Origin of the sequence: Paenibacillus sp. EZ-K15, assembly GCF_002573715.1 — a bacterium.
In the GTDB taxonomy this organism is placed as follows: Bacteria; Bacillota; Bacilli; order Paenibacillales; family Paenibacillaceae; genus Paenibacillus_AQ.
In genome coordinates, this window is the sequence record NZ_PDHM01000017.1 from 331,297 (window position 1) to 357,053 (window position 25,757).

The following is a 25,757-nucleotide window of genomic DNA, read 5'->3' on the forward strand; positions in this document are numbered from 1 at the left end:
ATATTTCATTTTGGGAAATTCCCTTGGAGATAAGAATCCCATAGCTGATGAATAAATTCAATATTGAACTTGTTTTCATACGCCTTGGAGATTAGACCAAGATCGTCTGACGTATAACCCGCGAGTTCTGAGTTTTGAGTTATCCGAAAAGTTTGCTTGAATGCAAATTCCCTAATTTCTCTGATTACCTTACTTTCAGAGGAATCCATTTCATTCACTTTTTCGTAACTAGCATTCCATGCCCTGTCAAATTCGACAGCATCCCTAGCGTCTAGTTCGGCATCCCAATCCGTATCTTTATTGAAGACATCCTCAAAAAAACTGCCATCATTGATTATCGAAAAGACCTCGCTGGCTGTAATCAACGGTTCTTTCCCCTCCTTTATATAGCTACAATCCTGAGAAAAACGCTGAATAGCTCTTTGGAAATATTCATTCAACCCATCTTAAAAACCATGTTTATATTAACACATCATCTCAAAATCATCTCCTAAATAGACACTAAAATATTAAGTTCTTCTCCTCACGTCGGCATCAGAGCTCACATCGGTAAGACAAAAAAGTCGCCCCAATGGGCGACTTTTTATACGCAGATGTTTTTTCCTGCAAATAATTTCTATTTAACTCGGTTTTCTGCTAAATCAGGACCATTCACCAATGACCGCTTGTATGCGCCGCTCCACTTCCGAACGTTTCTCTTCCGTAATACTTCCCGCTTTGGCTTTATTCAGATGTTCGAGCGCATCGTTCAGATGCTTCACGGCCTGATCCTTCTTGCCCTGCTTATGCTTCAGCTCCGCTTGTTTCAGTGCATTGCCGATCTGCTGGCTAAGCGGATGGCTGATATCCCCCTGCGACTTCCAGGACTGAATATCGTCCATCAGGGAGCCCAGCCTATCCGGTGTCGCCGCATCAGACACTTCAATCTTCATCAGCTGCGTATCATTTGTGTAGTAAATGTTGCCGTCATAACCCAAATTCACATGCTGGGATTCCGCCAGCGTCTGATGCTCCATCGTTTCCGGATCGACCACGGTGACATGACCGGCAAGCGTTAGATACATGAGGCCGTCCTCGCTCCAGCGAATATATACCGGACGCCAATTGCCGTATTTCTCAACACCTTCGTAAATCGTTTTGCTTTTTACAATTTCCTGGGTGTTCGGGTCTACAGCGAATAGCGTTCCGTCAAAAGCCGCCCACAGCAGCCCGTCCGGACCAAAACTCGTACCGCTGATGATATGAGGCGTGGGAGAAGCGCCTTCAATGGAAGGTACCCATTCCTTCTCCACTTTGCCGGTCGCGATGTCCCAGATAAACAATTTGGCCGCCGGTTCTGAAGGAGTGATGCCCAGTCCGCCAGCGACGGTGGTGGAACCATAGACCTTGCCATCTTTCACCGCAATGCCGACAATCGACTGATTGTTGATGACGTTCTTGTATTCGGCATAATTGCTGCCGTTGGCCGGATCATAAATGGTCAGGGAGCCGCCGAGTTTGCCGTAATCCGGAATGGTACCGATGAACAGCTTGCCTTCCGCGGCTCTCATGATGAACGGTCGATCCTGGCCGGCAATTTTAAACAGGCTCTTGCGCTGCGTCGGATTCTCCGCATTGTATTCAAAGATATCCGCGCCAGGATAAACGCCCATATACATCTTGCCGTTCATGGACACCATCCCTTCCGACTGCCCCATAGGGAAGGTTTCGAAGGTACCGTTCTCAATCGAATACGCTGACCCCGTCCCGCCAGGGTATCCGCTAATGAACAATCGTCCATCCGGACCGTTCTCCATCGTCTGGACAGGAATCGGGTTGCCCTTCACCGGATATGGAATCGCTTTGACCTGCTTGGACGTAAGATTCATGAAGGCAACGCTGCCGCCGAATTGAACGGTTGCAAGAGAAACACCTGGAAGATCCGGATCATTTGGAACCTCAACCCAGGCCGTATTGCGCAGGAACGTTCCGTACACCACACCGGTGTCAACGGCAGCAAGGGTATTCAAATCCACTTCCATCAGATGATTATTCTGCACGAAATAGATTGTACCGCTTCCTTCCGGTCCGTAAGAGAGACGAATGCCTTTATTGTTCAAGTGGTATGTCTCGTTCCACTGTTGCAGCTCCAGATCATAGAACAGAAGAGCGTTGTTTCCTTTGCTGATGCCGGCAACCAAATATTTGCCCGCGACATCCAACTGGTTCACCATACCGATGTCAACCGCTCCGTTGTAGCTCGGAAGCTGGATGTTCTCCTTCTCGCCTGTCTCCATATTGACCTTCACAATGCTGCCTTCTATCCCGATACCGACATACAGGTATCCGTCATGATACGCAGTGGAACGACTGTAGCTTTGGCCCGTGCCTACAATGCCGTAGTCCTTCATTTCCCCTGTAGCGGGATCATAGCGGCCGGCTTTCGCATTGGGATAAGAACCGAAGTAGACCCGGCCCTGCTCATCATGAGACAAGCCATATACGACCTGTTCTCCGATGCCACCCAGAACTTTCAATTGTTTAGTCTCCGGAGAGTAAGAGTACAGTGTGCCGTTCCCCCCGATATACACCGTCCCGTCAGGGGTCGTAATATGCGTCCAAGAGCTTTCGGATCCCGTTAACGGGTGCGTGCTCAGCACTTCTTTGGTTTTCAGATCAATGACATGAAAGATAGCTGGCTTGCCTGATACTGTTGTATACAGAACCTCACGCCCGTCCTGGATTCCAAATGCCCCGTCATAAATCGCAACGCTTTGCATCGGAGATCCCAAATCGATAGGATTACTGTAAGTCTTCCCAATGTCCGCCGAGGCACTTGTGGGGAAGAAAACCGCAGTCAGTAACGTGACACAAATCGTGAGACACAGGCGATGGAGTGCCTTCTTCACGTGAGGCTTGCTGTGGGTTACATTCATTAATTCATCCTCATTTCTATAATGGAATGTACTGTAGACAAAACAACTGACCGACCTGTAGAGGTAAACTGATCGTTTTACCAAGTAAGGATCGCTGCATCCCTCCCCGATTAAGATTGGTTTCATCATGATGTTCTGGTATTTATGTAGTTCATATACTCGCAAAGAATTTAGCATATCCCCTATATAGTGTCAACTGGTTCTTATCTGGTCTTTACGTTAGAATGATAGAATCATTCAGTATCACTGAAAATTTATAATTCCAATCAAGCAAAAAAAAGCCGCGACCACATTGGTCACAGCTTATGAATCCATTGGGCTCTTGTTGTTTTACTTCCCAGAACAGATATCAGCTCTTCCTCATCGATCAGATAAGAGAAGTATTGCTTCAACTGCTCGCGGAACAGCTGCATCTTATCCAGGCTCAGTCGTATATCTTTGCATGTTTTATATAGATGAGCCATTTCTCGGTGCAGATTGAGACGGGATGGCCGTCCCTCCATCTCCGGATCCACATTCTCGGTAATATAGCGGTTTGCTGGGAGGCTGTACGAATGCCTGCGGATGTATTCCTGCACCTCGTCAGAGACCAGGAAATCGGCAAAGCTTTGGGCGAGCTCCCGCTCCTTGGAGAAGGCGTTTACCCCGATCCCAGTGCCCAATAGCAATGTTGTTCCATTCTCAAAATGCGGCAGAGGCGCCACATCATACGTAAAGGACGCCCCCTTCAGCTGGTTGAGCAGATAATACGTCGTCAGAATTACGGAGACCTTCTGCTCACGGAACAGATTCTCCGCTTCAAAAGCGCCTTGAGCCAGCGCCAACGGGAACATACCGTCCTCGTGAATTAGCCCCCGGAGCCAGGACAGACCCTCGATCGCCCGGCTCCATGACGAATCAATCTCCGCATCGCCTCTATTCTGCACCAGGAAAATGGGCCATCGGTTCAGCGAATACAATTGCAGGGCCAGACTGTAACGTCCGGGGCTTTTCAGCTCCCGCAGCATTCGCTGAAGATCGTCCCAGCTCCAACCACTGTCCGGTTCAAACAGTCGTTTTTCCCGAAGATGCTCCTTGTTGTAAGCCAAAATCACGGGAGAATGAATGAACGGCTGTGCCGCCAGCCGGCCTTCTGCATCCACGAACGGAGCATGCAAAAAAGTGTAGGTTGACGCATAGGGCTGTTGCGGGAGAAACAGACCGGTACTTCCGCTCTCCTGAAAGTGCATCATATCCTGCATGTTGACGGACAGCACGTCCACAATGCCAAGCCTCATCAGGTTCGCGATGCTTTCCGCATGTTCATATGGCAGGTCTACGATCTCCACCAAAATATCCGGGTGGCGCTCCTGAAATAGAGAAAGTAAGGCCTCCATTTCCGCCTCTGCATATAGTGAAGGGTACATACCGAAACGAATCTTCCGGACTTGTCCGGTAGAAGCAACCACCTGGGTGCCCACACGGGGCACTTTAACGATCAATCCTTCCTGGACCAGCTGATCCAGCGCTTGCCGGACTGAATTTTTGCTTAGACCGTACAGCTCGATCAAAGACATTTCCGACGGAAGATAATCGCCTTGAGCGTAAGTGCCGCTTTTAATTTTTTGGCGCAGGTCGGTGACCATGCGCTTCATTTTATTTTGAAAAGTATACCGGTCGGATTTAGCCATATGTGTCCACCTTTATTTACCATATCTGGTTTACTACATCAATCCATTCTTATAGTATACTCACTCTTCAGCTCATTTGGCAAAATGAAATCCCATGAAAACTGTACCCGGGCAGGTAATCGTTGAATTAACAATCAACAAAAAAGGATTTATTCATATCATCTCGAACATGATATTTCGGTGCATGGATTGCTAGGTTTCATTGGCTACCATCCCCTATACTCAATCTTGAAAGGATGGTCTGTATGGATTGGCTGGATCGTATGAACAACGCAATGGAATATGTAGAAACGCACCTGTCTGATACGATTAATTACGATATCGTGGCTAGAATTGCCTGCTGCTCAACATACCATTTTCAGCGAATGTTTCCGTTCATAACGAATGTGTCGCTTTCAGAGTATATTAGGCGTAGGCGGTTGACCCTTGCCGCATTTGAACTGCAGCAGAGCGGTACAAAGGTCATCGACATCGCTTTAAAGTATGGTTACGAATCGCCTGAGGCATTTTCTAGGGCATTTAAAAAAATGCACGGTGTGATGCCAATGTCAGCGCGCGACAAAGGCGTTACCCTGAAGGCCTATCCTCGGTTATCCTTTCATATTTCGATTCGAGGAGATGTTGAGATGAATTACAGAATGGAAGAAAAACAGGCTTTTGAGATGTTCGGTGTAACGACAGTTGTTAATAGCGATGACAATCATCCTTTTATTGATATACCTGCTTTTTGGACTACGTGTGTAACCGACGGTACTGTTGATCGAATTCGTACAGCTGCGGGTTTGGGGGGAAATGGTCAGATCCATGGGATGCTATACAACAAGCAAGGTGGGGAATTTTCCTACATGATCGGTTACTTTATGCCCCAGAGTGGCATGCCAGAAGGGTTTGAAAGGCTCCCGATCCCACCTCAAACCTACGCGATATTCTCAACTGGCCTCTACCCCGACGGGCAAAGCGGTATTCATGAATTGTGGAAGCGCATTTGGGCAGAGTGGTTTCCAACCTGCAATTACGAACCGGCAAATGGGCCTGAGTTTGAGATGACTTACGATAGAGGCAACAGCATGTATGAAATGGAAGTTTGGATCCCTGTCGTTAAGAAGGCGGGTTCTTAGAACGAGAAGGGCAGCACGAGGGTGAGGGTCAATCTCTCATGCTGTTTTCTCTCGTCCTGCCTCTAATGCCCTCTACGCTTAAAATAATAAACGATACCCAACACATTAAATGATCATCCGTTCGTCTATGTACGCGATATTCGCGGCTTTTTAACGAATATGTTAGTAATTAGATACAATGCTTACTGTCCAACCTTAGAAGCGGGCAGTTTTACAACAGCTGTAAGTCCTTCCCCTCGATCACTCTCCAGAATCAGTTCTCCCTGATGAGCCTTGGCAATCCTCTCCACCATGGGTAGTCCCAGTCCATGTCCTTGTCGGTTCGGGCGTGTTCGTCCAGAAGTGTAGGGAAGTAAAATCACGCCCTTTAGTTCTTCTTTCGGGATGCCTTTTCCGTTGTCCGATACCACAAAGCTATAAAACACCCCGTCGGCCGGACCCGTTTTCAATTCAATTTTACATCCGTCCGGATTATGCCTGATACTGTTCTGTACCAGGTTCGTTATCGCCCGATACAATAGACGTTCATCCCCGCTCACGATCAGACTCTCGTCCATCACATGAAGAGAAATGTCATAGCTCTCATCGAGGCCGTTGTTTAAAAAGTCGGATACGACCTGTCTGGCCAACGCGGATAGACGAATCGACTTCAACTGTAATGGCTGCATATCGTATTCCAGCATCGATACCAAATTCAGATCACTCACCAAAGATCGCAAGCGTTCCCCCTGGCGACGGATGATTGCAGCCTGTTGTTTATGCTCAGTAGACAGTTCCGGCTGGTCCTCCAACTCGCTCGCATAACCCAGGATCATGGATAGCGGTGTCCGGATATCATGGGAGATGCCTGCGATCCAGTTCGATCTCGCAACGTCCCTCGCTTTGAGTGCATCATTCTTCTCTTGGAGCATCTGAGAGGTCGAATTGATGCTTTGGGACACATCATTGAATATACCCCCTGTATCCACCTGGACCGGCTCTTCCTTGGAAAGAGCATGGATGCCATGAATCAACGGCCTTATTCCCCGGATGACCCGCGTTCCAATTAGCACGGAAACCAGCAGTGCAAGGGCTACATTGCACAACAGTAACAACAAAATTCGTACAGGTAGGGACCTTAGCCACTCGACCAAGAAGTCGATTTGATATTTTCCGTAGGTGTTTTTGGGATATCCCAATACCAGCAATCCATCTTCTCGTTCCCATACATATACGGGGTATTCCATCAGATAGTAGCGGGAGAACTTGGCTACGTCCGTTACATCATAGGACCTTGGAATGTCCTCAGGCAGTCGTTCGCTCCACTGTACCTCTCCATCCCGATCCATCAACATGGCCCAAGTTTGGTGCGTATCCAGCAGTTGAATCCCCTCATGGCCAAGCACATAGTTTCCCTGTTGCAGAACCAATTCGTTGGCCAATTTTTGCACAATTGCTTCAGGGGAAGCCCCTTTGTGGTTTTCCTGGAAAATCAATGAACCGAGTAATACCAGATTGAACAGCAACAGAAGAAAGGAAACCAGAATCGTCGAACCGACAAACCGCCGTAATATCCGGATAACGCCATCCATTATCGGGACTCCTGTGTCATGAGTTTATACCCGAGTCCACGCACGGTTAACAAATACACCGGATTTGATGGATCTTCCTCGATTTTCTCCCGAATGCGTCGAACATGCACCATCAAAGTGTTCTCATAACCATAAATCCCATCACCCCATACGGCATGGCATAAAGCGTCACTGGTTACGATCCGGCCCTGATTCTCATACAGCTTCATCAGTATGGAGTGCTCCTTAGCAGTCAACGAGAATTCTTTGTGCTCCCTTAGTACGACAGCGCTATCCAAATCTACCGTTAGAGCACCTAACCGAAATACAGGTAACCGTTCTACGATGTTGGAGGCATATACCCGCTTCAAAATAGCCATCAGTCGGAGAATAAGCTCTCTGGGCAAAAAGGGCTTGACCATATAATCATCAGCGCCCAAGCCTAGCCCGAGCAGCCGATCTTCATCTTCACCTCGCGCAGACAGAAACAGTACAGGCATGTCCGTAAACGACCGGATGGATGAAAGCAGCGAAAAGCCGTCTCCATCCGGCAGCATGATATCCAATATGGCCGCATCTGGCTTCTCCAATCTGCAAACAGACAGGGCATTCGAGAAATTGCCAGCAGTATAGATCCGGAAGAAGCCTTCTCTTCGTAGGAAACGTTCAATCATCTCCCGTATTTCAGGCTCGTCGTCAACAATCAGTATTTTTTTATTCTTTATCAAGTCCAATTCTCATCACCCAGTTTAGTATACATGACGAATGCATGCAGCCGATATTTTCCTAATCTATTTAAGGTAAATGTAAGGTTAACTTCAGCGGAACGCAAGAATCCTGTTCTATAGTGAGCAACAGAGACCTTTATGAAATGGAGTTGAAATCAATGTTAATTACGTCGCCCCCCATCGTGGAGACCCAAAACCTGTCCAAAGCTTACAGTGGTACACACCGTGTAAACCAGGTGAATCTAACAGTGCAACCCGGACAAATCTTCGGCTTCCTGGGCCCGAATGGAGCTGGCAAAACAACCACGCTTAAGATGCTGCTCGGGCTCATTAAGCCTACCGAAGGCAAGGTCAAAGTGTTTGGCAAAGACTTGGACAATCATCGCCCGTCCATTCTGAACCAGACCGGTTCCCTGATCGAATCTCCGTCATATTACGGCCATCTGACAGGACTTGAGAATTTGAAGGTCATGCAGCGCCTCCGCAGCGTCCCGAGCAAGAATATAGACGAGGTACTCCGAATTGTAAGACTCGAAAACCATAAGCATAAGAAGGCAGACCAATACTCTTTGGGTATGAAACAACGGCTAGGCATTGCCATGGCTTTGCTCGCCTTTCCCAGCCTGCTGATTCTGGATGAGCCAACGAACGGCCTTGATCCTGCGGGTATCGGCGAAATCCGCGAGTTAATCAAATCCCTCCCCGGACAATACGGGATTACCGTGGTGTTGTCGAGCCATCTATTGTCGGAGATAGAGCAGATTGCTACGTCCGTAGGCATTATTAATGACGGTAAGCTGCTGTTTCAGGGGACGATGCAGAACCTCCAAACCAGCAACAAAGCCACCATTCGTTTCAAGACAACGGACCCGACAAGAGCGGAGAAGATTCTGCTAACCCAAGGATATTTACCCAAGATCCAGGGGAAACAGCTTGTGTTTGAACATCTCCCGGACGAGGAAGTTTCACGCATAAATCGGGTGCTGGTGGAACAAGATCTGCCCGTCATCCGGATTGAGGAGCATAAAAAGAGCCTGGAAGACATTTTCCTTGATTTGACCGGAAGGGAGCGGAGCCTGTAATGAACGCTCTGTCACTGGAGTATTTCAAAATGCGCCGCAAACTGATCTGGGTCATGCTTACGCTGTTTCTTGCTGCTGAGATGGTCTGGGCCTCCATGTCCATGAGTATTTCCATCTCAAGGAGCGCTGCAAATGCGAGTTGGGAAGCCTTGATCTTCAGCATCTCTTCCATGAACGGTCTGTTTCTTCCTATTATTTCAGCTATTGTGGTTTCCCGCATTTGTGACATGGAGCATAAGGGAAACACGTGGAAAATGTTAATGACAACCAATATAGGTCGGAATCATGTCTACGCTGCAAAATACATATGTGCGAACAGCCTGATCCTCTACGGTATTATGGCGCAGGCAGTTTTCATCGTGGGATTCGGCAAATCCAAAGGCATTGGCGGGAGTTTACCGCTTTCCCTGCTCGTCCAATTTACCATCGGAACGATGGTAACAACATTCGTCATCATCGCTCTCCAGCAATGGTTGTCCCTTACGGTACGGAATCAGGCTTTCTCCTTATGTTTGGGCATGCTGGGCGGCTTTATCGGAACGACATCCGGGCTATTTCCGTCCGGCATTCGTCACCTGTTCGTTTGGTCCTACTACATGGATTTAAGTCCAGTTACCTATGTGTACAGCTCTACTTCAGGTTCATATCTAACCGGCACGCTGCCTGCTGGATTGCTGATTGCTTCTATTCTTCTGGCTGCGGTTTTCTATTTTGCAGGGAGCATTCACACTTCAAAACAAGAGATCTAAGGAGGAACCCCATGTTCAGGAGCATTTCCGCCGAATGGCTCAAACTTCGACATTCCCGCATCGGCCTGGTACTGGCGATACTGCCCGTATTCAGCCTGCTGATCGGATGCTTTAACTTTTATTTCAACCAAGCGGCCTTGCAGAACGGGTGGTACAGCCTGTGGACACAAGTCAGTTTGTTTTATGGAGAGTTTTTTCTGCCCATTCTTATTGCCATCTGCTGTGCCTTCGTATGCCGATTGGAACACGCAAACCGTAACTGGAATATGGTTCTTGCCTCCCCGATGCCCATCTCCAACCTGTTTGTTGCCAAATTGTTTACTGTCAGCATGCTGATCTTTGCCGCCCAGACCTTCTTTATGTTCATGTACTGGGCCGCTGGCCGGTTGTTCTCCATTCCGGGTCCATTCCCGATGGAAACAGTAGCCTGGAGCCTGCGCGGATGGTTCGCTTCCATTTCCATTGCAGCACTGCAGCTGGGACTGTCCATAAGGATCAGAAGTTTCGCTACGCCTATCGGTATCAGCCTTTGCGCCGTTTTTCTGGGACTCGGCTTGTATGTGCTGAACTTTGGCATGCTGTTTCCCTACTCTTTGTTGACCATAGGCATGGGTGTCCTGAGTCAAAAAGGACTAACCCTTGCGGAGAGCCTCGTTTTTATGTTCATGAACAGCACCTTTATTCTGCTATTCGGAGCATGGTCCATCCGCCGCTTGAAATACAAAGATATCGCTTCATCCTAAATTCATAAAGAAAAAGGAGCATTGAATATGAAAAGAGCATTTGCAATCCTCGCATTTTGAATTGCACTATTTGTGATTTTTATGTCAACTGTCAAATTGACCCCAGATCTTCCGATGGGCAAAGAAACCTACTATACCATCGTGGATTGTGCTCCCGGCATTGGGAATAATGGTAGATATATCTACGTATTGGTTAGCTATACAAACGAAGGGAAGCCGAAATCATTGTCCTTTTCTTCTAGCAAACCATTACAAAACGGGGCATATTTAAAGCTGTATGTCTCAATGCTGAGGGGCGTCACCTACTGGGAAGAAGTCTCGGCAGGCGCTATACCTGTGCAGGCGAAGCAGCTTACCTCTAAGTGCAGAAAGAAAAAGATATACAATGGCAGAAGAGCCGCTCCGTATGAGAGCGGCTCTTCTCCTATCTATATTATACCAAGCTTATCCGAGCCCTCCGTTCCTAAAACAATACAATCATGCCGATCGTAATGATTTGCTCGAATACATTCATTGACGTGTACATTCACCTGTTTTCTTATCAATGTACCCACCCTTTATCCACCAATGGAGAATGACTCATTACAAAGACCACCCTTCACTATGTTTCGTTCATGCTCGGATAGCATGATTATCCACTCCATATACAGATATGCTGTGAGCATTATCATCTAAATTCTATAGTATAGAACGCATCTAGTCATACAATAGTTGATACATCTTGGGAATTTTATCATTTCGTATCCTCAATGGCACTTATCGGTTATGAGGCCTGTTTCACGGGAAATCCGACACCGTCATCTATCATTGGATCTCAACTTCCACCGGCAGGTCATCGTCAAGTTACCTCCATATAGCTCCGCTGTCAATGAGCCATTCATCTTGTCCATTAAACTTTTGGCAATGGAAAGACCAAGTCCCGATCCTTGGGCGGATCGGGTACGGTCGACCGTATAAAAGCGATCGAATAGGAACCTCACATCGCCTTCGGATAACCCCTTTGCTTCGTTAACAATCGTAAAGTCGGCAGTCTTATGATGTTGCTCGAAGCGAATGACCACAAGACCGGTAGCATGTTCGACCGTATTGGCGAGCAAATTCTCGAGGACCCTTCGCACAGCAGATTCGTCGGCATATACAGCCACCTCTTCCTTCGGCAATCGGATCTCCGGCGTAATACCCCTTTCGTTGAACCGATCATAGAAACCAACGAGAGTGTCTGTCAGGAGGGTGGTCATTCCGATACGCTCGGTTTTAAGTCGATAATCCGAAGACTCGATTAACGACAGCTCGAAGAAATCGTTCAATAGCGCTTGAAGCCGTCTCGTACGATTTTTAACGATTGTGACGTATTCAAGCTTCTCCTCAGGCGTAATAGATTCTGCTTCCAGTAGTTGAATAAAACCGATTATGGATGTCAGAGGAGTCCGAATATCATGGGAAATGTTCGCAATCGCCTGCCTTAACTCATTCTCGGTTCGTCTTCTGAGGGCCTCCGCGTCGACGATGAGATCGGACTGGCGATTAATTTGTACCGCAAGCGCTTCGAGCCTCCTGTCGAATAGAGTTAAGTCGATTTTTTTGCCGGTTGTCCGTTTATTGTAACGGCGCAGTTGCTCTGTCATCCTCCCCAACTCCCGCCTCAACAGCAGCAGACGGGCTAGCAGGAGAGCCACCACCGTAGCCAATATGAGCGTTATGATAAGCAAGACTCTCCCGCCTCTCTCGTCCTTTATTTAATTTCCTTTCTACGGTACACGAGAATACCAAGCAGTCCGGATATGACGATCGTCAGCAATGGTACGAGCAGAAGTGCTGGCAGATCACCGTTGTCGATATTGGTCTTACTGATATTGCCCAGTAGCTTGAAGATAGAATAATCGTACAGCGTAGTAAACAATGGGACATATTCACCCAAACCGGTCATAATTGAATCAATCATTAGGAAGAAAATCATCGAGAAGCCGATCGTTTTGCCGCTATCGGTCAATACGGTTGTGAACATGGCCCCAACCGCCGCGTAGCCCGAAGCATACAACAGTGTTAGTCCGAGGACTCTCGGTATGAAGAACGTGTCGAGACCCTCCGGCAGTTGACCGAAACCTGCAAGCACTGAAACTTCGATCGTGCTGACGATCGGAAATACAAGAGAGATAGCCATCGCACCGACTGCGAATCCGATCACTTTGGCAACAAACAGCCGCCCTCTATCATTGCCCGACGATGCAATAGTTTTCATAACACCTGTCGAATATTCGTTAGAGATGAAGAATCCCGCCAGAGCGGCTACCCCGAATTTGATAACATAGGCATTGCCCGTAATAAAGTTTAGTAGAAATTCGGCACCGGTGATCTGCGGATCTCCATTGGACATATTGTCAAAATAATAGAGCAGTGGATACGCTAGTGAAAGAGCAGCGATTGTGAGCAATAGCACACGGAAAGATCTGTCCTTGCGCAGCTTGAATAGCTCGACTCTGATTAAATTATACATGTAGGGCACCCCCGATCCGCTCCGTGAAATAGCTCTCCAAGTCTTCGCCCATCGGCATAAACTGCTCAATCTCCAGGCCCGCGGTGAATAGTGCCGAAGATACTTTACCTGGGTGCTCGATATTGCTATACAGCTTAATGGCGCCATCGGGCATCACTTCGAAATCGGTTGTGCCAAGCTCATTCTGAATTACAGTTGCCGCTTTGTCCGGATTATCCGCTTTTATAAACACGTACTGCTGGCATTTGCCGTTCAATTCTTGGGCAGTGAGCTGCTCCAGCAACTGGCCGTGATGAATGATGCCGAAGTGGCTCGCCAGTAAATACAACTCGCTCAGAATATGACTAGAGATCAGAATCGTAATCCCTCGCTCGCGGTTGAGCCGCTTGAGCAGCTCGCGCATTTCAATGACACCCATCGGATCGAGCCCGTTGGTCGGCTCGTCCAGAATGAGAAATTCCGGATCACCTAGCAAGGCGATTGCGAGACCGAGTCTCTTCTTCATTCCAAGCGAGAAATTTTTCGCTTTCTTCCTGCCCGTTCCCTGTAGTCCGACCAGTTCAAGCATGCTTGCGACGCAATCTTGGCCGGGGATGCCGCGAAGAATCCGGTTCGCCTCCAAATTCTCAGCGGCGGTCATATGGGGAAACAACGCCGGGCTCTCGATAATCGACCCGATCCGCTTACGAGCTTGAATCAACGCCCGCTCATCGCTGGCGCCGAACAGTTCGATCGTTCCTTCGGTTGGAAAAGCAAGCCCAGTAACGATGCGTATAAGCGTCGATTTTCCTGCTCCGTTCTGCCCAATAAAGCCATAAATAGAGCCTTTGCGGATTGATAAATTCACTTTGTCCAATGCTAGGCTACCCTTGAATTTCTTGGATAACTGGTTCGTTTGCAATACATATTCGCTCATCGTCGTCTTGGCCTCCCTTATGTGATAGACCAAGTATAGAAACAAAAAATTAAGAGGGTCTAAAGCCAAATCTTAAGAATGTCTTAAGGCATGAGCCGGTAACCTATGCCCCATACCGTTTCGATAAATTCGCTGCCCGGCGCGGCCTTTGCCAGCTTGCTGCGCAAATTGCTCATATGTACGTTGACCGTGTTGACGTCTCCATAGAATGGCTCGTTCCATACGCTTTCATATAGATCGGCTTTCGTGAATACCTTTTTAGGCACTGACATTAACAATGCGAGAATCTCATACTCCCGGGCGGTCAATGCAAGCTCTATCCCATCCGTCGTTACGGACTTAGCGTCGCGGTCGAGCACAAGTCCATTATGCTGCAGAACGTTGGGCACAATCGGCTGCGCTATCTGAGCAAACCGACGCAGATGGGAATCGATTCGCGCCGACACTTCCTCGATATCGAACGGTTTCGTAATGAAGTCGTCCGCACCCCCCCGCAGTGCCGATACTTTGGTCTGCTGTTCGCCCTTGGCTGAAATAATAATAACTGGACCATTTCTCCGTCCGTCGATCCGTTTGAGCAGTTCCTCACCTGTCATTCCCGGTAACATCAGATCGAGCAGTACCATGCTCCATTGGCGCTGCTCGAGATAGAGAAGCGCTTCTGTGCCGGAGAACGCGGGCTGTGGAACGTAGCCGCTTTTTCTTATAATGCTGCATAGCAGCTGGCTAATATCACTATCGTCCTCGGCTACGAGAATATGTATCGAATTATCCATCGTATCTCCTTAATATTATGTAGTAGCATGTAGTCGCTTATTACTTAGATATCCTCTGGCAATAAATGATATAAGATTTTCTCCTTCATTTCCAGAATAACCTCCATGGGGCTGATATTCCAGTGTTCCTTTCCCCCTTTGTCCGCAGCTTTCTGCATCATTGGAAGCACGATTCCATTATTCATATCTATAATAATCTTGTACATGCACTGCCTCAAATCCAACCGACTCATATAATCTCAAAGCATGGTCGTTTCTCGTTTCGACTTCTAAGTGTACCGTAAATCCAGCAGAGCTTTGCTCTTTAACGACTTGACGAAGCGCTTTTCTGCCTATGCCTCTGCCCTGATATTCCGGTAATATAGAGAAACCATAAATCCACGCCTGCCCCTCTTCTCGACTCACCCGAAGTTTCCCAACCGTTTCTTCGTTCACGTCAATCATGCGCATATCCGTGTTATCCGCGAAATGATGGCTTTCCATCGCTCTCGCGTCATCTTCGTCCAATCCGAACGCCGTCACGGACAAACGAACGCTCATTTCGTAATCTTCTATGGTTGCCTGCCTCAGAAGAATATCGTTTGTTTGCTCCAGAGGCGTTTCGCGCCACTCCATTTGATGCTCCGAGAATGCATATTCAGCACCTTGTTTATTCAAAAAGAATTTTGCCGCAGCAGATCCCGCAGGCGCGTTTAACAAGATTTTCTTGTAACCATTTGATTTTACTTTCTCCATTGCTAGGTGAAACAACCGCCCGAAATGCCCCTTTCGACGTTCACTTGGTCTCACCATGCCGCATACCTCGACAGTAGAACCAAAAGCATACAGACCTAAAAACGCTATAAGTTCGCCATTTTCATAATGAAAAAAATCAAACGGCTCCGTTTGGCGATCTCTTAGCATTTCCCAGTTAAGCTTCAGTTGTACATGATCATGAATTTCACACTCTTTTTGCAATTGTTCAATGTCTTGTAGTTGTTGTCTCGTTAGCATTTTTTTCTCCTTTGACTGTCCGCATCTATAAACTCAGTTATAATTGTTATTCTAACAGGGCATATATCTTATTCAAAATACAAACATTAGACAAACTATTTATTTTCACTTAAAAATTCAAGAACTTTGTTAAATGCTTCTTGAGCAGCCGGGGTATTCATAATAAATTGAAACTCATGTGCTAACTCGCCAGAAACGTTTTTGTCAAAGAAGAGGCTATCGACGGGTACTCCTTTATTTTGCAGAGCAGACGCCAATGCCTTTCCTTGAGCTTCGAATGATGCAGTATTTCCATCCGTGATAAATGTTGGCGGATAATCTTTTGTAACATAATTAAAAATAGAAGCGATCTCTATCTCAGGTGATTTTTCAAAGTCTTTATCCCCAAAGTAAGCCCAACCGGCGGCACGCAAAAAGTCTTGTGCTTGTTTAGTTGTTTCCATCTTAGCTAACTCAGGCATATTATATGGGCCACAAAATAGCAGCAGGCCTTTTATTGTGGAAGGATCAACAATAGCGTCAATCTCTGTCAATTGGGCATACTCAGGAGATGTTTGAATATTAACGAATTGACCAGATATTTGCGCTCCAGCAGAATCTCCTGCAAAATAAACACGATCCAGTTCCAACTCATATTTCTTAGCATTTTCTTTGATATATTCATAAGCTTCACCTAGTTGGAGTACTGGCGTAGGATATTCTCTTTTAGGAGCAAGAGCGTAGTTTATATTCACCACTGTATATCCGCGAGCTGCTAATTCTACTGCATACCCCGTGATGTCTGATTTATCTCCACCTACAAATCCGCCTCCATGCACCCAAAAGATTACAGGTGTTTTTTCCATATGATTTTTTGGGTAAACGATGTCTAATTTGCCATCCGGAAATTTGGAATTATAATTGATATCCTCAATGATTTCTGTTTCTTTTAGAGCGTTGTCATAGTTATCAGAAGGAACAAACATTCCGCCTTCAAATGCTTTTTTAATCAGGAATGCCTTTGGCTTTGGTGAAAAATTCCAATAACTGACTCCCGCAAGAGCCAATCCGAAAACTATTAGGAGAGATATAAGAATTCTTTTTTTCCATACTCCTTTAGGTTTTTGCATTGTTATTTTCACTATAAAATAATCTCCATTCTTTATGTGGCTACTAAGTTGCTTTTTATTGAATGTCTAAATAATATATCATCCCATTTGGTTGTTTTTTATCACTTTCGCTTAAACTTGCATGGAAAAATCGTTTATATAATTTGAAGCCGTATCTTTCATAAAAATTATAAGAACATCCAAGATCTGTCCATAAAAACGCACTACGAAGTTCATTGTAGTTACAAAATTCTATATAGCGGTCCATCAATTTTTGTCCATACCCCATACCGCGAAGATCTGGACTAACAATAAATAAGTTAATTTCGCTGTCAAATTGTTTATCAGTCGTCTCTCCTAAAGTATCTATTTCATTGTGCTCATTTCTAATTCTCCAGGCTGTTCTACGATTTCCAAAGCCTCCGCGTAATAAATAATACAGAATTTTCAAATTGTTTTTGAATCCTTTAGCTCTATATTTCATTTGGCTGAAGAAACCTGCATTTTCTATACTACCAAATAGTATTCCTTTTACGTTATCATATTCATCAACAATCAAGTCAAGGTGCTCCGAATACATTTCGCAAGATAATACATACGATTGATATATGATTTCTGGATTTTTGGGTTGATTAAACTCTTTCTCAAATGGCCATGTACTACGTATTAAATTTGCGCAACTCTCTAAATATTTTTTATTATATTTTTTAAATTTCAATTCCATTGTTGATCACTCCATAATGTCTTTTGTTATAATATTCAGCATCTTTTCAAATTGTTGTATATCATTTGCAGTACATCTTTTTTCTAATTCTGCTATTACGTTATTCAAATAATTATCATTAAGGCAATAGTAGTCCATAAATTTATCTGTTACTTGAAGATAAAATATACGTCTGTCCTTTTTGTCGTTTACTTTTGTAAGATATCCTTTCTTAATCAACTTGTTAATTCTATAGGTTGCGTTTGGCTGTGATATATTAAGAAACTCTGCAAGCTCGCTATAGGTTGGATTTTTCAAAAAATATACAACTTCGAGACATGACATTTCTACGGTACTTATATCTCCTATGTCTAAAGCTTCGTTTTGAGATGCATTTTTGTAAAAACTCATAGTAAGCTTCATATAAAAATCTTCAATTAGATTATTTAGCATATCCTGCCCCTTTTTTTGACGGTTAACTTCAAAAAATTTAATTAAAATATTTTAAGTATATTCTATACTAACTAATCTTCATTGTCAAAAATATACTAAATATACTTTGAAAAAAGCATATTGTTTGCCATCTAAGACCATCCCTTTCACCCCCGCCTGAACATCTCAATTTTATCGGGATGGTCTTGTTGGTAAAACCCTCGATCCCTCCACCCGCATAGCGGGTGGTTTTATGTTTCGCGCGTTTCACGCACTCAACTGGCTAAAGCCTAAATCAAAAGAAGTCGCCAAATTGGCGACTTCTTAAGCGTGTATGTTCTTGTCCTCCGACACTTGTGGATCTAAACGCCGGCAAGTCCTTCCGTTATCTGGTACTCCTTAATCGCGCTATTTATTTTATCTCCATGGCGCGCCAAATCACGGTAATCGCTTCTGCACGGCTAGCATGAGACTTGGGTTTTATCATGTCGTTTGGATAACCCTTCATGATTCCATGATCTACTGCAATCATCATCGCTTTCCGTGCCCAAGCCGCAATCTTATCCTGATCGGTAAAGGTTTTGTTGGGAAGCGCCTGGTCCAATCGAAAAGCTTGAACCACCATTTGTGCCATTTCTTCGCGCGTAATGAAATCGTCGGGGCCAAAGGTAACCGAATCGTATCCTTGAATGATTCCGTAATAATATGCTGTTGAAATGGCTTGCCTCGCCCAATGATCCGTTGTATCGGCGAATTCCTTACTACCTTTACTCGTGAGGTCCAATGCTTGAACCAAGATTGCCGTGAACTCTGCTCGACTAATCGTGCGGTCAGGTCTGAAGCTTCCGTCTGTATAACCGTTCACAACGCCTTTTCCTGCGAGTTTCTCAATGTTCTTTTGTGCCCAATGACCCTTCACATCGGTAAACGTAACACCGTTTTCAGCCGGCACAATCGTTCTCGCGAAAATCGCCAATGGAGTAAAGTGGTCGGTTGTACCACTTATGGTACCCTCATCCCAGTCTATGTTGACGTTATCCAGCGCTACCCATTCCTTCGTATCTTCGTTAAACTGACGGAGTTGGAGCTCATGACTGCCTTTTTGTATAGCGTTGACGTCAAATTTCAGGATGATGGTTACGTCTTTATCGAATTTTCCGGATACATCTTTCTTAAACTCAACCACTTTACTAGCTAATCGTTCTCCTGCGGATAGGGGAAATTCATCATCATCTGGAAGTGTTAGATTTATGGATAAATAAAATGGCCTCTTCAGCGCTTTAGCAGGGATGAGAATCTGTCCCCCCTCAAAAGCAATGGTTCTCCCTTCCAAGCCTACAAGAAAGGTGTTACTCGGCAGTGAATATATATGGCTGCCGTTAGTGAGACTTGCATCGCTTGCTTCACTCGTCTTCTGGGTTATCAAACGATATCGGCTGGACGTGACGTTAACCGCATTACCTGTTTGGTCTTGTGCTCTTACATGCAAGTACCAATCACCGTCAACGCCACTTTTCACAAGCGTGGCCTCGTTCACAAATGGTCTCCAGCCTGTCGCTGGCATGGACGAATCGGTCGTCCAATGAAACTCCAGCGAGGCTTTATCTATGCTGCTTCCTGAATCAATCACCGTTACCCTCGGTGCTACCGAGGTTGCCTGCATTTCACTTCCATTCGGGTAAATCGTGACCAAAGGCGGCGTATTGTCGATCTTCACCGTGATGTCCAGGAATAACGTATTGCCCGCTTGATTGGACGCCTCAAAACGAATGTTAGTTTCGCCCTCGCTCGATATTTCAATGGGGGCTTTGTTGTCGTAGGCTTGGGAAGTCCCCCCATTCAGGGTGTAGGTCAGATTAGCGATCTCACTGACTCCTGACTCGGCATAGACGCTCAAGGTTACGCTCGACCTAGTCCATTCGCCGCTCGTATATTCACTTCCGTCCGCCTTCACTAGTGTAGGCGTCAATGTTATTCCCGTTGTGCTGATGCAGACTGTGCGTCGTTCAATCGATTCATTGCCCGCTGTATCGACGGCTTTGAACGAGATGCTATGAACACCTTCTTCGCGTAGGACGATATCAGATAAATAAGGGCTCCACGACAATCCGTCGTTTAGCGAATACGTGATTGAAGTGACGCCAGACTCGTCAGATGCTTCTGCACTTACGTTAACCGTTTGATTGCTCCACGTGCGGTCAACATATTCCATTCCATCCGCCGTGGTCATCGTAATGGAAATGGATGGCGGTGTATGGTCAACGGGACGAGTCAAGTTGTCGACGATTCGATCCGTTAAACTGAGCAACGCATTGTTTGCGTGATCGGAAATGCTTCCAGATTGTTTATCGTAGGATAGAAAAACTTGTTGGTCTTCTTCAATTGCTTCATCTACGTTAAAGACAAGCGTATGGGTTCCCGATCCGTTCACCCGAGCAATAGTAGCAGGCTTCCCGTCCGCTGTAATTGTAATTCCCCCGGCGTCAGTGAGGCTGACTTCTTCATCAAAGGTCACGATGACGTTGTTCGGATGCTCACGTTCGATCCTCGCACTGGAGACGGTTGGTGGAGCAGCGTCCCATTCCAGGTTAGCTGCAATTCCTTGTAAAACAGGAAACATGGCTCCCTCCTGTAATACCCATATTCCGCTGAAGTCCCACTCGGTACCGAAGAGTGCATGCTGTTTCATTTCCGACGTCACCCGCGGTTCACCTTTGCCAGTATCGGATTGCCCAGTCGTTTCCTTATTATAGAAGCTCGCGGTAACCGTACCGAATTCCCGTCCGACCAGGCCGCCGACTTCGCCGCTGCCGGTTACACCGCCGACGGCATAAGTGGTCCTGATGTCACCGATATTCCTTCCCACGAGTCCGCCAACATCGGAACGACCGGAAGCGGAACCGATTGCATACGAATGATTTACCTTGCCGCTCTCATTCCGCCCCACGAGGCCTCCGACAAAATCCATTCCGGTAATCGTCCCGGCGGCGAGGGACAGGCTAACTTGGCTATTCATATCAAGGAGTCCGACCAATCCGCCGACATTGAATTGACCATCCACTTGCCCCGTTGCGTACGCTTTATTTACTAGACCCGCATTCAAGCCGACCAATCCACCGATGTGGCTGATTCCGCTAACGCTCCCGGTAGCATACACAGCCTCAGTAACACTCCCTATGCTGTTCCTTCCGACCAGTCCACCGACTTCGTTCATTCCATTGACCGTCGCACTCGAACTAGAACTGCCGATCGTTCCGTCGTTATTCCCGACCAGACCACCCGTCTTGTCTGCTCCGGTAACATTCCCTGTCACATGGACCTTCATAATCTGACTGCTGGGTCCGTTCTGTCCCGACAGCATGCCTGTCTGAAGGCCGCCGGTGACATCCCCGTTCTTTAATTGAACGTCTCGAATATTACCGCTAGAAATATGACCGAACATACCGACACTCAACAAACTGCTCCTGTTGATATAAAGGCCCGTAATATCATATCCTTGGCCGTCGAGCGTACCTGTGAACGGAGTGCTGTCATTACCGATAGGTTCAAAGCCGAAACCGTTCCCTGTACTCGTCGCCCACATATCGGAGCGACTGTTGTCAGTGAACGTCGTGTCGAAATCAATACCCTGCGTCAGTGTGTAATTCGCCGACAGATCCATTGCCATCAGTTGCAGTTGATGCGTGTTCCCAATTTCGGCCGACCATTCGGAGCGAAGGAATGGTCGCGTCGAGTCCTCGACCATAAACCAGTCATTGTTGAAATCCCAGCCCGAATAGCTCGATGGGGTTAGTGCCTGTGCAGTAGTGAGGCTGCTCGCGGTACAGGATCCATATGTATCGTATCCACAGGCGTTATCCAAGCCGACCGTTTCGGCATCCCAGAAACTGTCGCTAAATGTTCCGCTGTTACTTCCAACCAGACCGCCTACAGATTGATCGCGCCCGCTGACGCTGCCAGTGGCGTATGACTGAATAATCGATCCGTGGCCCGTACTGCCCACAAGACCGCCGACAGCACTCCCGCCATGGACAGCTCCCGTGGCGTATGACTGACTAATGAGAGCAGAAATATTATAACCGACCAGTCCGCCGACGTGTTCAGCGTTCCCGCTGACGGCACCCGTGGCGTATGACCGGAGTATTTCCCCACCTTCATTGTCCCCTACTAACCCACCGACTATAGAGGTGCCGCTGATCGTACCGTCAGCATAGGAGTCACTCACCGTTCCGTCATTACGCCCTGCCAAACCACCGACATAATCGGTGCCGGTGACGGCACTCGTAGAGTAAGAGGAGGATATTTTACCGTGAATGCCAATGTATCCTACCAACCCTCCAACGGTGGCCATCTGGCTTCTAACCGTTCCGGTAACGTAGGACTGTTCAATCGTTCCAGTGTTACGCCCTGCAAGCCCACCTACATGGTTGTTTCCGATGATCGAACCTCCTACGAGAGCGATATGGTCTATCACCCCGTTCGAACCCACCATCCCGAATAGGCCGACAATGTCCATCTTGGGCTGATGAATGGTCAGATTGCGGATGACATGTCCAGCTCCATCGAAGACACCGGTGAACGGGCTATTCCCGTTTCCGTCGTTGCCGATAGGTATAAAGCCAGCCCCGTTACTCCAATTTGCTGTCTCCGAAGCATCGATATCCGCTCCGAGCTTGTAATGAGCGTTCAAATCATTACGTACGGCATTTAATTGACTTAACGTTGTAATGACGTAAGGATTGTTCGCCGTCCCGTCACCGGACATTGCATCATTCGAAGCGAATGCTTGAAACGGGATGATGCCTATCACGAGAAATAATGCCATCGAAATACAGAAGATGCGTCTCATCTGATCTTTTCTTCCTTTCGTTATTCAGTTGCCACGATGAACATTATATTGGATTTTTCTATAGTTCGAATCTAACCCCGGTTATAGGCCCGGTTATAGTTCACAGAATAAAAGAATAAAAAGAGACCCGCCGTTCAGCGAGCCTGCTGTTACAATCTTTCGTGTTTAACCCTGAAACTCTTTACCTCTTTTAATCGCCTCGACTCGGTTTTTCACCTGCAGCTTGCTGTAAATGCGATTGATATGTGCCTTCAAGGTCCCCATTCCGATGCCAAGCGTTTCAACGATTGCCGGATTGTCCATCCCTTCCTCCATATAACGAAATATCGTATATTCTCGCGGTGTCAGAAGCTTTTCTAATGTTGCTTTGCCTTGTACCGGAGATTCGGCTGTTCCTCCGAAAGCGGACAATATTCTCCGCACATAGGCAAGTGAAGGCGCATTTTTATCTCGAATATTCCCTTTTTGACGATGTTGGACATATTCCGCTAGCAGCTCTGCTACCAGATGGCCTTTATCAACAAACACACGAATATAATCATCGGGCTTCGCAAATGTAAGCGCCTCTTCCAGCTTGAGCAGCGCTTGTTGCGGCTTGTTCCTCACCTGCAGCATCATCGCCTGGAGCACTTGGATCTCCAATGCGTCCATCGGACGATGGCCTTTTACCGCGATTTGCAGCAATCTCTCAGATAACGCCCATGCCTCCTGACTGTTGCCGGTCTCCATCAACACTCTAACGAGGAAGATATAAACGAATAGCTGATATACGGATACCGGATCATCCGACGAGACCTTGTAGCGATCCTTCCATTCAATAGCTGCAGATAAGTCTCCTAATTCCACTCGCAGACGAGCCATTTCGACATCGAGCAAGATGGGGGCTTCCTTAGCACCATCCTCAATCGCCCTTCTATAGGCTTCTTCCAGCCATTTTTCGGCTTGACTGATGTCCTGCCTGGATTTGCTGATACGTGACATGAAAAGACTCGCGGGAACGTATACCTTCTCTGGTTGATAATGCGCCTGACTCGTGCCTTGTAAGCCCAGCTTCAAGTAAGCCTCCGCCTGCTCCAGCTCGTTGCGTTCGTAGAGTAATTCTCCATAACAAACAACGACCGAATCCTGCAGGCCCATTAGCTTCATGAACTCGATCATGCTCAAAAAGAAGGTATCCGAAAGGCCTCGAGGCAAATGTTGGCCGCGCTTGCCATTGTATGACCTGTATATAGAAGGAGACAGTGGCATATGAGGAGATGCAAAGATCAGATCCGTTCCTTTAGGACTATGCTGAAGTGACAGATGGATATACTCCAGTCCTTTTATCATATCCATGTCATATTGGGTCGCTTTAAAATTCCTTACATAATACAAATATCCCAAATAGCGATTATTCTCTTCCGGGCTCCAGCTTGCTGAGGAAGCAGCATAATGCTTTTCTGCTAGCTGTAAATACCGTTCCGACAGCTCGAGCTCCTGGGACCACAATAACGAAAAAATGTACGAAAAATAAAGGTACGGATACTGCATAAGCAGTTCCTCGGGAATCGCCGACAACCACACCTTCATGGTCGAAAATTCCCTGCGGACCATCAAACTTCTCATCTGTTCTAGCAGACGTATCGCTTCCGAATGATAGGCTCCGGCCAAGTAGTAATCTATCGCTTCTTCGAGCAGTCCCTGCGATTCACACCAGGCTGCAGCCGATTGGAAGAGCACATTTGTCCTCGCAGGATCAAGGCGTCGCTGCTGCTTCAACAAAAACTCGCCGAATACATGGTGAAATCGGAACCAGTCCCTGTTCTCATCCAGCGGGATGAGGAACATGTTGCGTTTATCCAGCTCCGCTAGCATCTTTGCACCATGTTCGCCAGCTACAGCCTTACATAGCTGCCCGTTCATTCGCTGTAAAATCGAGACGTTCAACAGAAATTGCCTTGTTGGCTCGTCCAACGATTCAAACACTTCCTCGAATAAATATAGCTCGACGCGTTCCGGGTTGGAATGTACGTACTTGAAAGCCCCCATCCACTCATCATCATGAATAGACAACGAGATCAGCCTAAGTCCTGTCACCCAGCCTTCGGTTTGAAATTGGATTCGTTCAATCTGCTCTCTCTGCAGTTCCCTCTTCTCAACGTTTTGGAAGAAATTCACCGTCTCCTGCAAATTGAAACACAGCTGCTGGGTATGGATTTCCTGGATCCAGTCCCGACTAATCCATCTCGACTTTAGAAATCCATGGATGCTTCGACTTGAGAAACAAAGATGCACGTGGGAAGGCAAATACTCCAGAAAATAAGAAACGGACGCCTGGATATCCGTATTATGTATGACATGCCAGTCATCCAATATCAAAATAGTCGGCTCATTCAGGCTGTTCAATTCATTTAACAGAGCAACCATAAATGGCTCGTATTGGCCCGGGCTTAGCATTGAGTTCGAGGCACGAACGGAGTCCGACAAACTACCGATTGCCTGTTCGATCGCTTTCATGAAGTAGTTCCAAAATCGGATGAGGTCATTATCCTTGTCATCCAGCGATAACCACCCGACGGGTAGGTCCAGTTGTCTGGCCCAATCACTGACCAGCGTCGTTTTACCGTATCCGGCGGGAGCCGTCACGAATGTCGCCCTGCGGTTTAGTCCCGCATTCAATCGCGCAAGCAGCCGGGGACGCGGCACCGATTGATAAAGGGGCTGGGGCAGTTTTAATTTAGTTAGAAGCAAGAAATGGCTTTCCTCTCTCTCTTGTATCATGCAGCCTCTTTTCGTTAGCCTCTATGGGCCGTATCTTAGGTTTTGTCAATGATAGTTTCCGGAATCCGGGGATAACCAGCAGATGTGTGACATGTTTATAAAATGAAGGATATCTAAAATTCAGATTATCTTAGTTCAAGAACTTTTGCACCTGTATTTTGGGAGCAACTCGTTTTCTTAATAGAGTCGAT

20 protein-coding genes are annotated in these 25,757 nt (G+C 46.8%); 5 read left to right on the plus strand and 15 right to left on the minus strand.

Going from position 1 to position 25,757, the window contains the following annotated elements; all coding sequences use genetic code 11:
* Nucleotides 1–5: 5 nt before the first annotated feature.
* The 3 genes from CRG97_RS18080 to CRG97_RS18090 form a co-directional block, all read right to left on the minus strand.
* Nucleotides 6–365 (minus strand): hypothetical protein, encoded by a 360-nt coding sequence (locus tag CRG97_RS18080; protein WP_098745931.1) that lies wholly within the window; start codon nucleotides 363–365, stop codon nucleotides 6–8.
* A gap of 276 nt (nucleotides 366–641) precedes the next feature.
* Entirely contained in the window at nucleotides 642–2,915 is a 2,274-nt protein-coding gene (locus CRG97_RS18085; protein ID WP_098745934.1) for an FIMAH domain-containing protein, read from the minus strand.
* A 296-nt stretch (nucleotides 2,916–3,211) separates the two neighbouring features.
* Complete coding sequence (locus tag CRG97_RS18090) at nucleotides 3,212–4,585, minus strand: extracellular solute-binding protein (protein ID WP_098745937.1); 1,374 nt, start codon at nucleotides 4,583–4,585, stop codon at nucleotides 3,212–3,214.
* Nucleotides 4,586–4,830: 245 nt separating this feature from the next.
* Here CRG97_RS18090 and CRG97_RS18095 point away from each other — a divergent pair, with 245 nt between their 5' ends.
* A complete protein-coding gene (locus tag CRG97_RS18095) occupies nucleotides 4,831–5,703 on the plus strand; it encodes an AraC family transcriptional regulator (protein ID WP_098745939.1) in 873 nt (290 codons plus the stop codon).
* A gap of 182 nt (nucleotides 5,704–5,885) precedes the next feature.
* Here CRG97_RS18095 and CRG97_RS18100 read toward each other — a convergent pair whose 3' ends face one another.
* Entirely contained in the window at nucleotides 5,886–7,274 is a 1,389-nt protein-coding gene (locus CRG97_RS18100; RefSeq protein WP_098745941.1) for a sensor histidine kinase, read from the minus strand.
* Nucleotides 7,274–7,987 carry a response regulator transcription factor gene (locus tag CRG97_RS18105; RefSeq protein WP_098745942.1) on the minus strand — a complete coding sequence of 238 codons (714 nt, stop codon included), beginning with the start codon at nucleotides 7,985–7,987 and terminating at the stop codon, nucleotides 7,274–7,276. The genes CRG97_RS18100 and CRG97_RS18105 overlap by 1 nt, the downstream gene beginning before the upstream one ends.
* Before the next feature lie 152 nt (nucleotides 7,988–8,139).
* Between CRG97_RS18105 and CRG97_RS18110 the strand changes: the two genes are divergently transcribed.
* The 4 genes from CRG97_RS18110 (at nucleotide 8,140) to CRG97_RS18125 (ending at nucleotide 11,047) form a co-directional block, all read left to right on the plus strand.
* A complete protein-coding gene (locus CRG97_RS18110) occupies nucleotides 8,140–9,063 on the plus strand; it encodes an ABC transporter ATP-binding protein (RefSeq protein ID WP_202618962.1) in 924 nt (307 codons plus the stop codon).
* Complete coding sequence (locus tag CRG97_RS18115) at nucleotides 9,063–9,812, plus strand: ABC transporter permease (protein WP_098745944.1); 750 nt, start codon at nucleotides 9,063–9,065, stop codon at nucleotides 9,810–9,812. The genes CRG97_RS18110 and CRG97_RS18115 overlap by 1 nt, the downstream gene beginning before the upstream one ends.
* Nucleotides 9,813–9,823: 11 nt before the next feature.
* Entirely contained in the window at nucleotides 9,824–10,555 is a 732-nt protein-coding gene (locus CRG97_RS18120; protein ID WP_098745946.1) for an ABC transporter permease, read from the plus strand.
* A 114-nt stretch (nucleotides 10,556–10,669) separates the two neighbouring features.
* On the plus strand, nucleotides 10,670–11,047 hold the full coding sequence (locus CRG97_RS18125) for a YxeA family protein (RefSeq protein ID WP_237566511.1): 378 nt from the start codon (nucleotides 10,670–10,672) through the stop codon (nucleotides 11,045–11,047).
* Between the two features lie 305 nt (nucleotides 11,048–11,352).
* Here the strand turns inward: CRG97_RS18125 and CRG97_RS18130 are convergent, their stop codons facing one another.
* From CRG97_RS18130 to CRG97_RS18175, 10 genes are all read right to left on the minus strand, one after another.
* Nucleotides 11,353–12,264, minus strand: coding sequence for a sensor histidine kinase (locus CRG97_RS18130; protein ID WP_098745948.1), 912 nt, complete (start codon nucleotides 12,262–12,264; stop codon nucleotides 11,353–11,355).
* A gap of 23 nt (nucleotides 12,265–12,287) precedes the next feature.
* Entirely contained in the window at nucleotides 12,288–13,049 is a 762-nt protein-coding gene (locus tag CRG97_RS18135) for an ABC transporter permease (protein ID WP_098745950.1), read from the minus strand.
* Entirely contained in the window at nucleotides 13,042–13,965 is a 924-nt protein-coding gene (locus tag CRG97_RS18140) for an ATP-binding cassette domain-containing protein (protein ID WP_098745951.1), read from the minus strand. Before CRG97_RS18140 ends, CRG97_RS18135 begins: the two co-directional genes overlap by 8 nt.
* A gap of 83 nt (nucleotides 13,966–14,048) precedes the next feature.
* Nucleotides 14,049–14,741, minus strand: a complete 693-nt coding sequence (locus CRG97_RS18145; RefSeq protein ID WP_098745953.1) for a response regulator transcription factor — start codon at nucleotides 14,739–14,741, stop codon at nucleotides 14,049–14,051.
* Between the two features lie 177 nt (nucleotides 14,742–14,918).
* A complete protein-coding gene (locus CRG97_RS18150; protein ID WP_098745955.1) occupies nucleotides 14,919–15,734 on the minus strand; it encodes a GNAT family N-acetyltransferase in 816 nt (271 codons plus the stop codon).
* Between the two features lie 95 nt (nucleotides 15,735–15,829).
* Complete coding sequence (locus CRG97_RS18155) at nucleotides 15,830–16,843, minus strand: alpha/beta hydrolase (RefSeq protein WP_481856212.1); 1,014 nt, start codon at nucleotides 16,841–16,843, stop codon at nucleotides 15,830–15,832.
* A gap of 55 nt (nucleotides 16,844–16,898) precedes the next feature.
* Complete coding sequence (locus CRG97_RS18160) at nucleotides 16,899–17,546, minus strand: GNAT family N-acetyltransferase (protein ID WP_098745959.1); 648 nt, start codon at nucleotides 17,544–17,546, stop codon at nucleotides 16,899–16,901.
* A 6-nt stretch (nucleotides 17,547–17,552) separates the two neighbouring features.
* On the minus strand, nucleotides 17,553–17,978 hold the full coding sequence (locus CRG97_RS18165; protein ID WP_098745962.1) for a MarR family winged helix-turn-helix transcriptional regulator: 426 nt from the start codon (nucleotides 17,976–17,978) through the stop codon (nucleotides 17,553–17,555).
* Nucleotides 17,979–18,369: 391 nt separating this feature from the next.
* Complete coding sequence (locus tag CRG97_RS18170; RefSeq protein ID WP_098745964.1) at nucleotides 18,370–22,806, minus strand: S-layer homology domain-containing protein; 4,437 nt, start codon at nucleotides 22,804–22,806, stop codon at nucleotides 18,370–18,372.
* Nucleotides 22,807–22,971: 165 nt separating this feature from the next.
* Nucleotides 22,972–25,566 carry a winged helix-turn-helix domain-containing protein gene (locus tag CRG97_RS18175; protein WP_098745965.1) on the minus strand — a complete coding sequence of 865 codons (2,595 nt, stop codon included), beginning with the start codon at nucleotides 25,564–25,566 and terminating at the stop codon, nucleotides 22,972–22,974.
* Nucleotides 25,567–25,757: the final 191 nt, after the last annotated feature.

Excerpts from the sequence above, each read along its gene's own strand:
- CRG97_RS18085 (WP_098745934.1), bottom strand. The coding sequence starts at position 2,915 with ATGAATGTAACCCACAGCAAGCCTCACGTGAAGAAGGCACTCCATCGC.
- CRG97_RS18090 (WP_098745937.1), bottom strand. The coding sequence starts at position 4,585 with ATGGCTAAATCCGACCGGTATACTTTTCAAAATAAAATGAAGCGCATG.
- CRG97_RS18095 (WP_098745939.1), top strand. The coding sequence starts at position 4,831 with ATGGATTGGCTGGATCGTATGAACAACGCAATGGAATATGTAGAAACG.
- CRG97_RS18100 (WP_098745941.1), bottom strand. The coding sequence starts at position 7,274 with ATGGATGGCGTTATCCGGATATTACGGCGGTTTGTCGGTTCGACGATT.
- CRG97_RS18110 (WP_202618962.1), top strand. The coding sequence starts at position 8,140 with ATGTTAATTACGTCGCCCCCCATCGTGGAGACCCAAAACCTGTCCAAA.
- CRG97_RS18115 (WP_098745944.1), top strand. The coding sequence starts at position 9,063 with ATGAACGCTCTGTCACTGGAGTATTTCAAAATGCGCCGCAAACTGATC.
- CRG97_RS18120 (WP_098745946.1), top strand. The coding sequence starts at position 9,824 with ATGTTCAGGAGCATTTCCGCCGAATGGCTCAAACTTCGACATTCCCGC.
- CRG97_RS18125 (WP_237566511.1), top strand. The coding sequence starts at position 10,670 with ATGGGCAAAGAAACCTACTATACCATCGTGGATTGTGCTCCCGGCATT.
- CRG97_RS18135 (WP_098745950.1), bottom strand. The coding sequence starts at position 13,049 with ATGTATAATTTAATCAGAGTCGAGCTATTCAAGCTGCGCAAGGACAGA.
- CRG97_RS18140 (WP_098745951.1), bottom strand. The coding sequence starts at position 13,965 with ATGAGCGAATATGTATTGCAAACGAACCAGTTATCCAAGAAATTCAAG.
- CRG97_RS18145 (WP_098745953.1), bottom strand. The coding sequence starts at position 14,741 with ATGGATAATTCGATACATATTCTCGTAGCCGAGGACGATAGTGATATT.
- CRG97_RS18150 (WP_098745955.1), bottom strand. The coding sequence starts at position 15,734 with ATGCTAACGAGACAACAACTACAAGACATTGAACAATTGCAAAAAGAG.
- CRG97_RS18155 (WP_481856212.1), bottom strand. The coding sequence starts at position 16,843 with ATGCAAAAACCTAAAGGAGTATGGAAAAAAAGAATTCTTATATCTCTC.
- CRG97_RS18160 (WP_098745959.1), bottom strand. The coding sequence starts at position 17,546 with ATGGAATTGAAATTTAAAAAATATAATAAAAAATATTTAGAGAGTTGC.
- CRG97_RS18165 (WP_098745962.1), bottom strand. The coding sequence starts at position 17,978 with ATGCTAAATAATCTAATTGAAGATTTTTATATGAAGCTTACTATGAGT.
- CRG97_RS18170 (WP_098745964.1), bottom strand. The coding sequence starts at position 22,806 with ATGAGACGCATCTTCTGTATTTCGATGGCATTATTTCTCGTGATAGGC.
- CRG97_RS18175 (WP_098745965.1), bottom strand. The coding sequence starts at position 25,566 with ATGATACAAGAGAGAGAGGAAAGCCATTTCTTGCTTCTAACTAAATTA.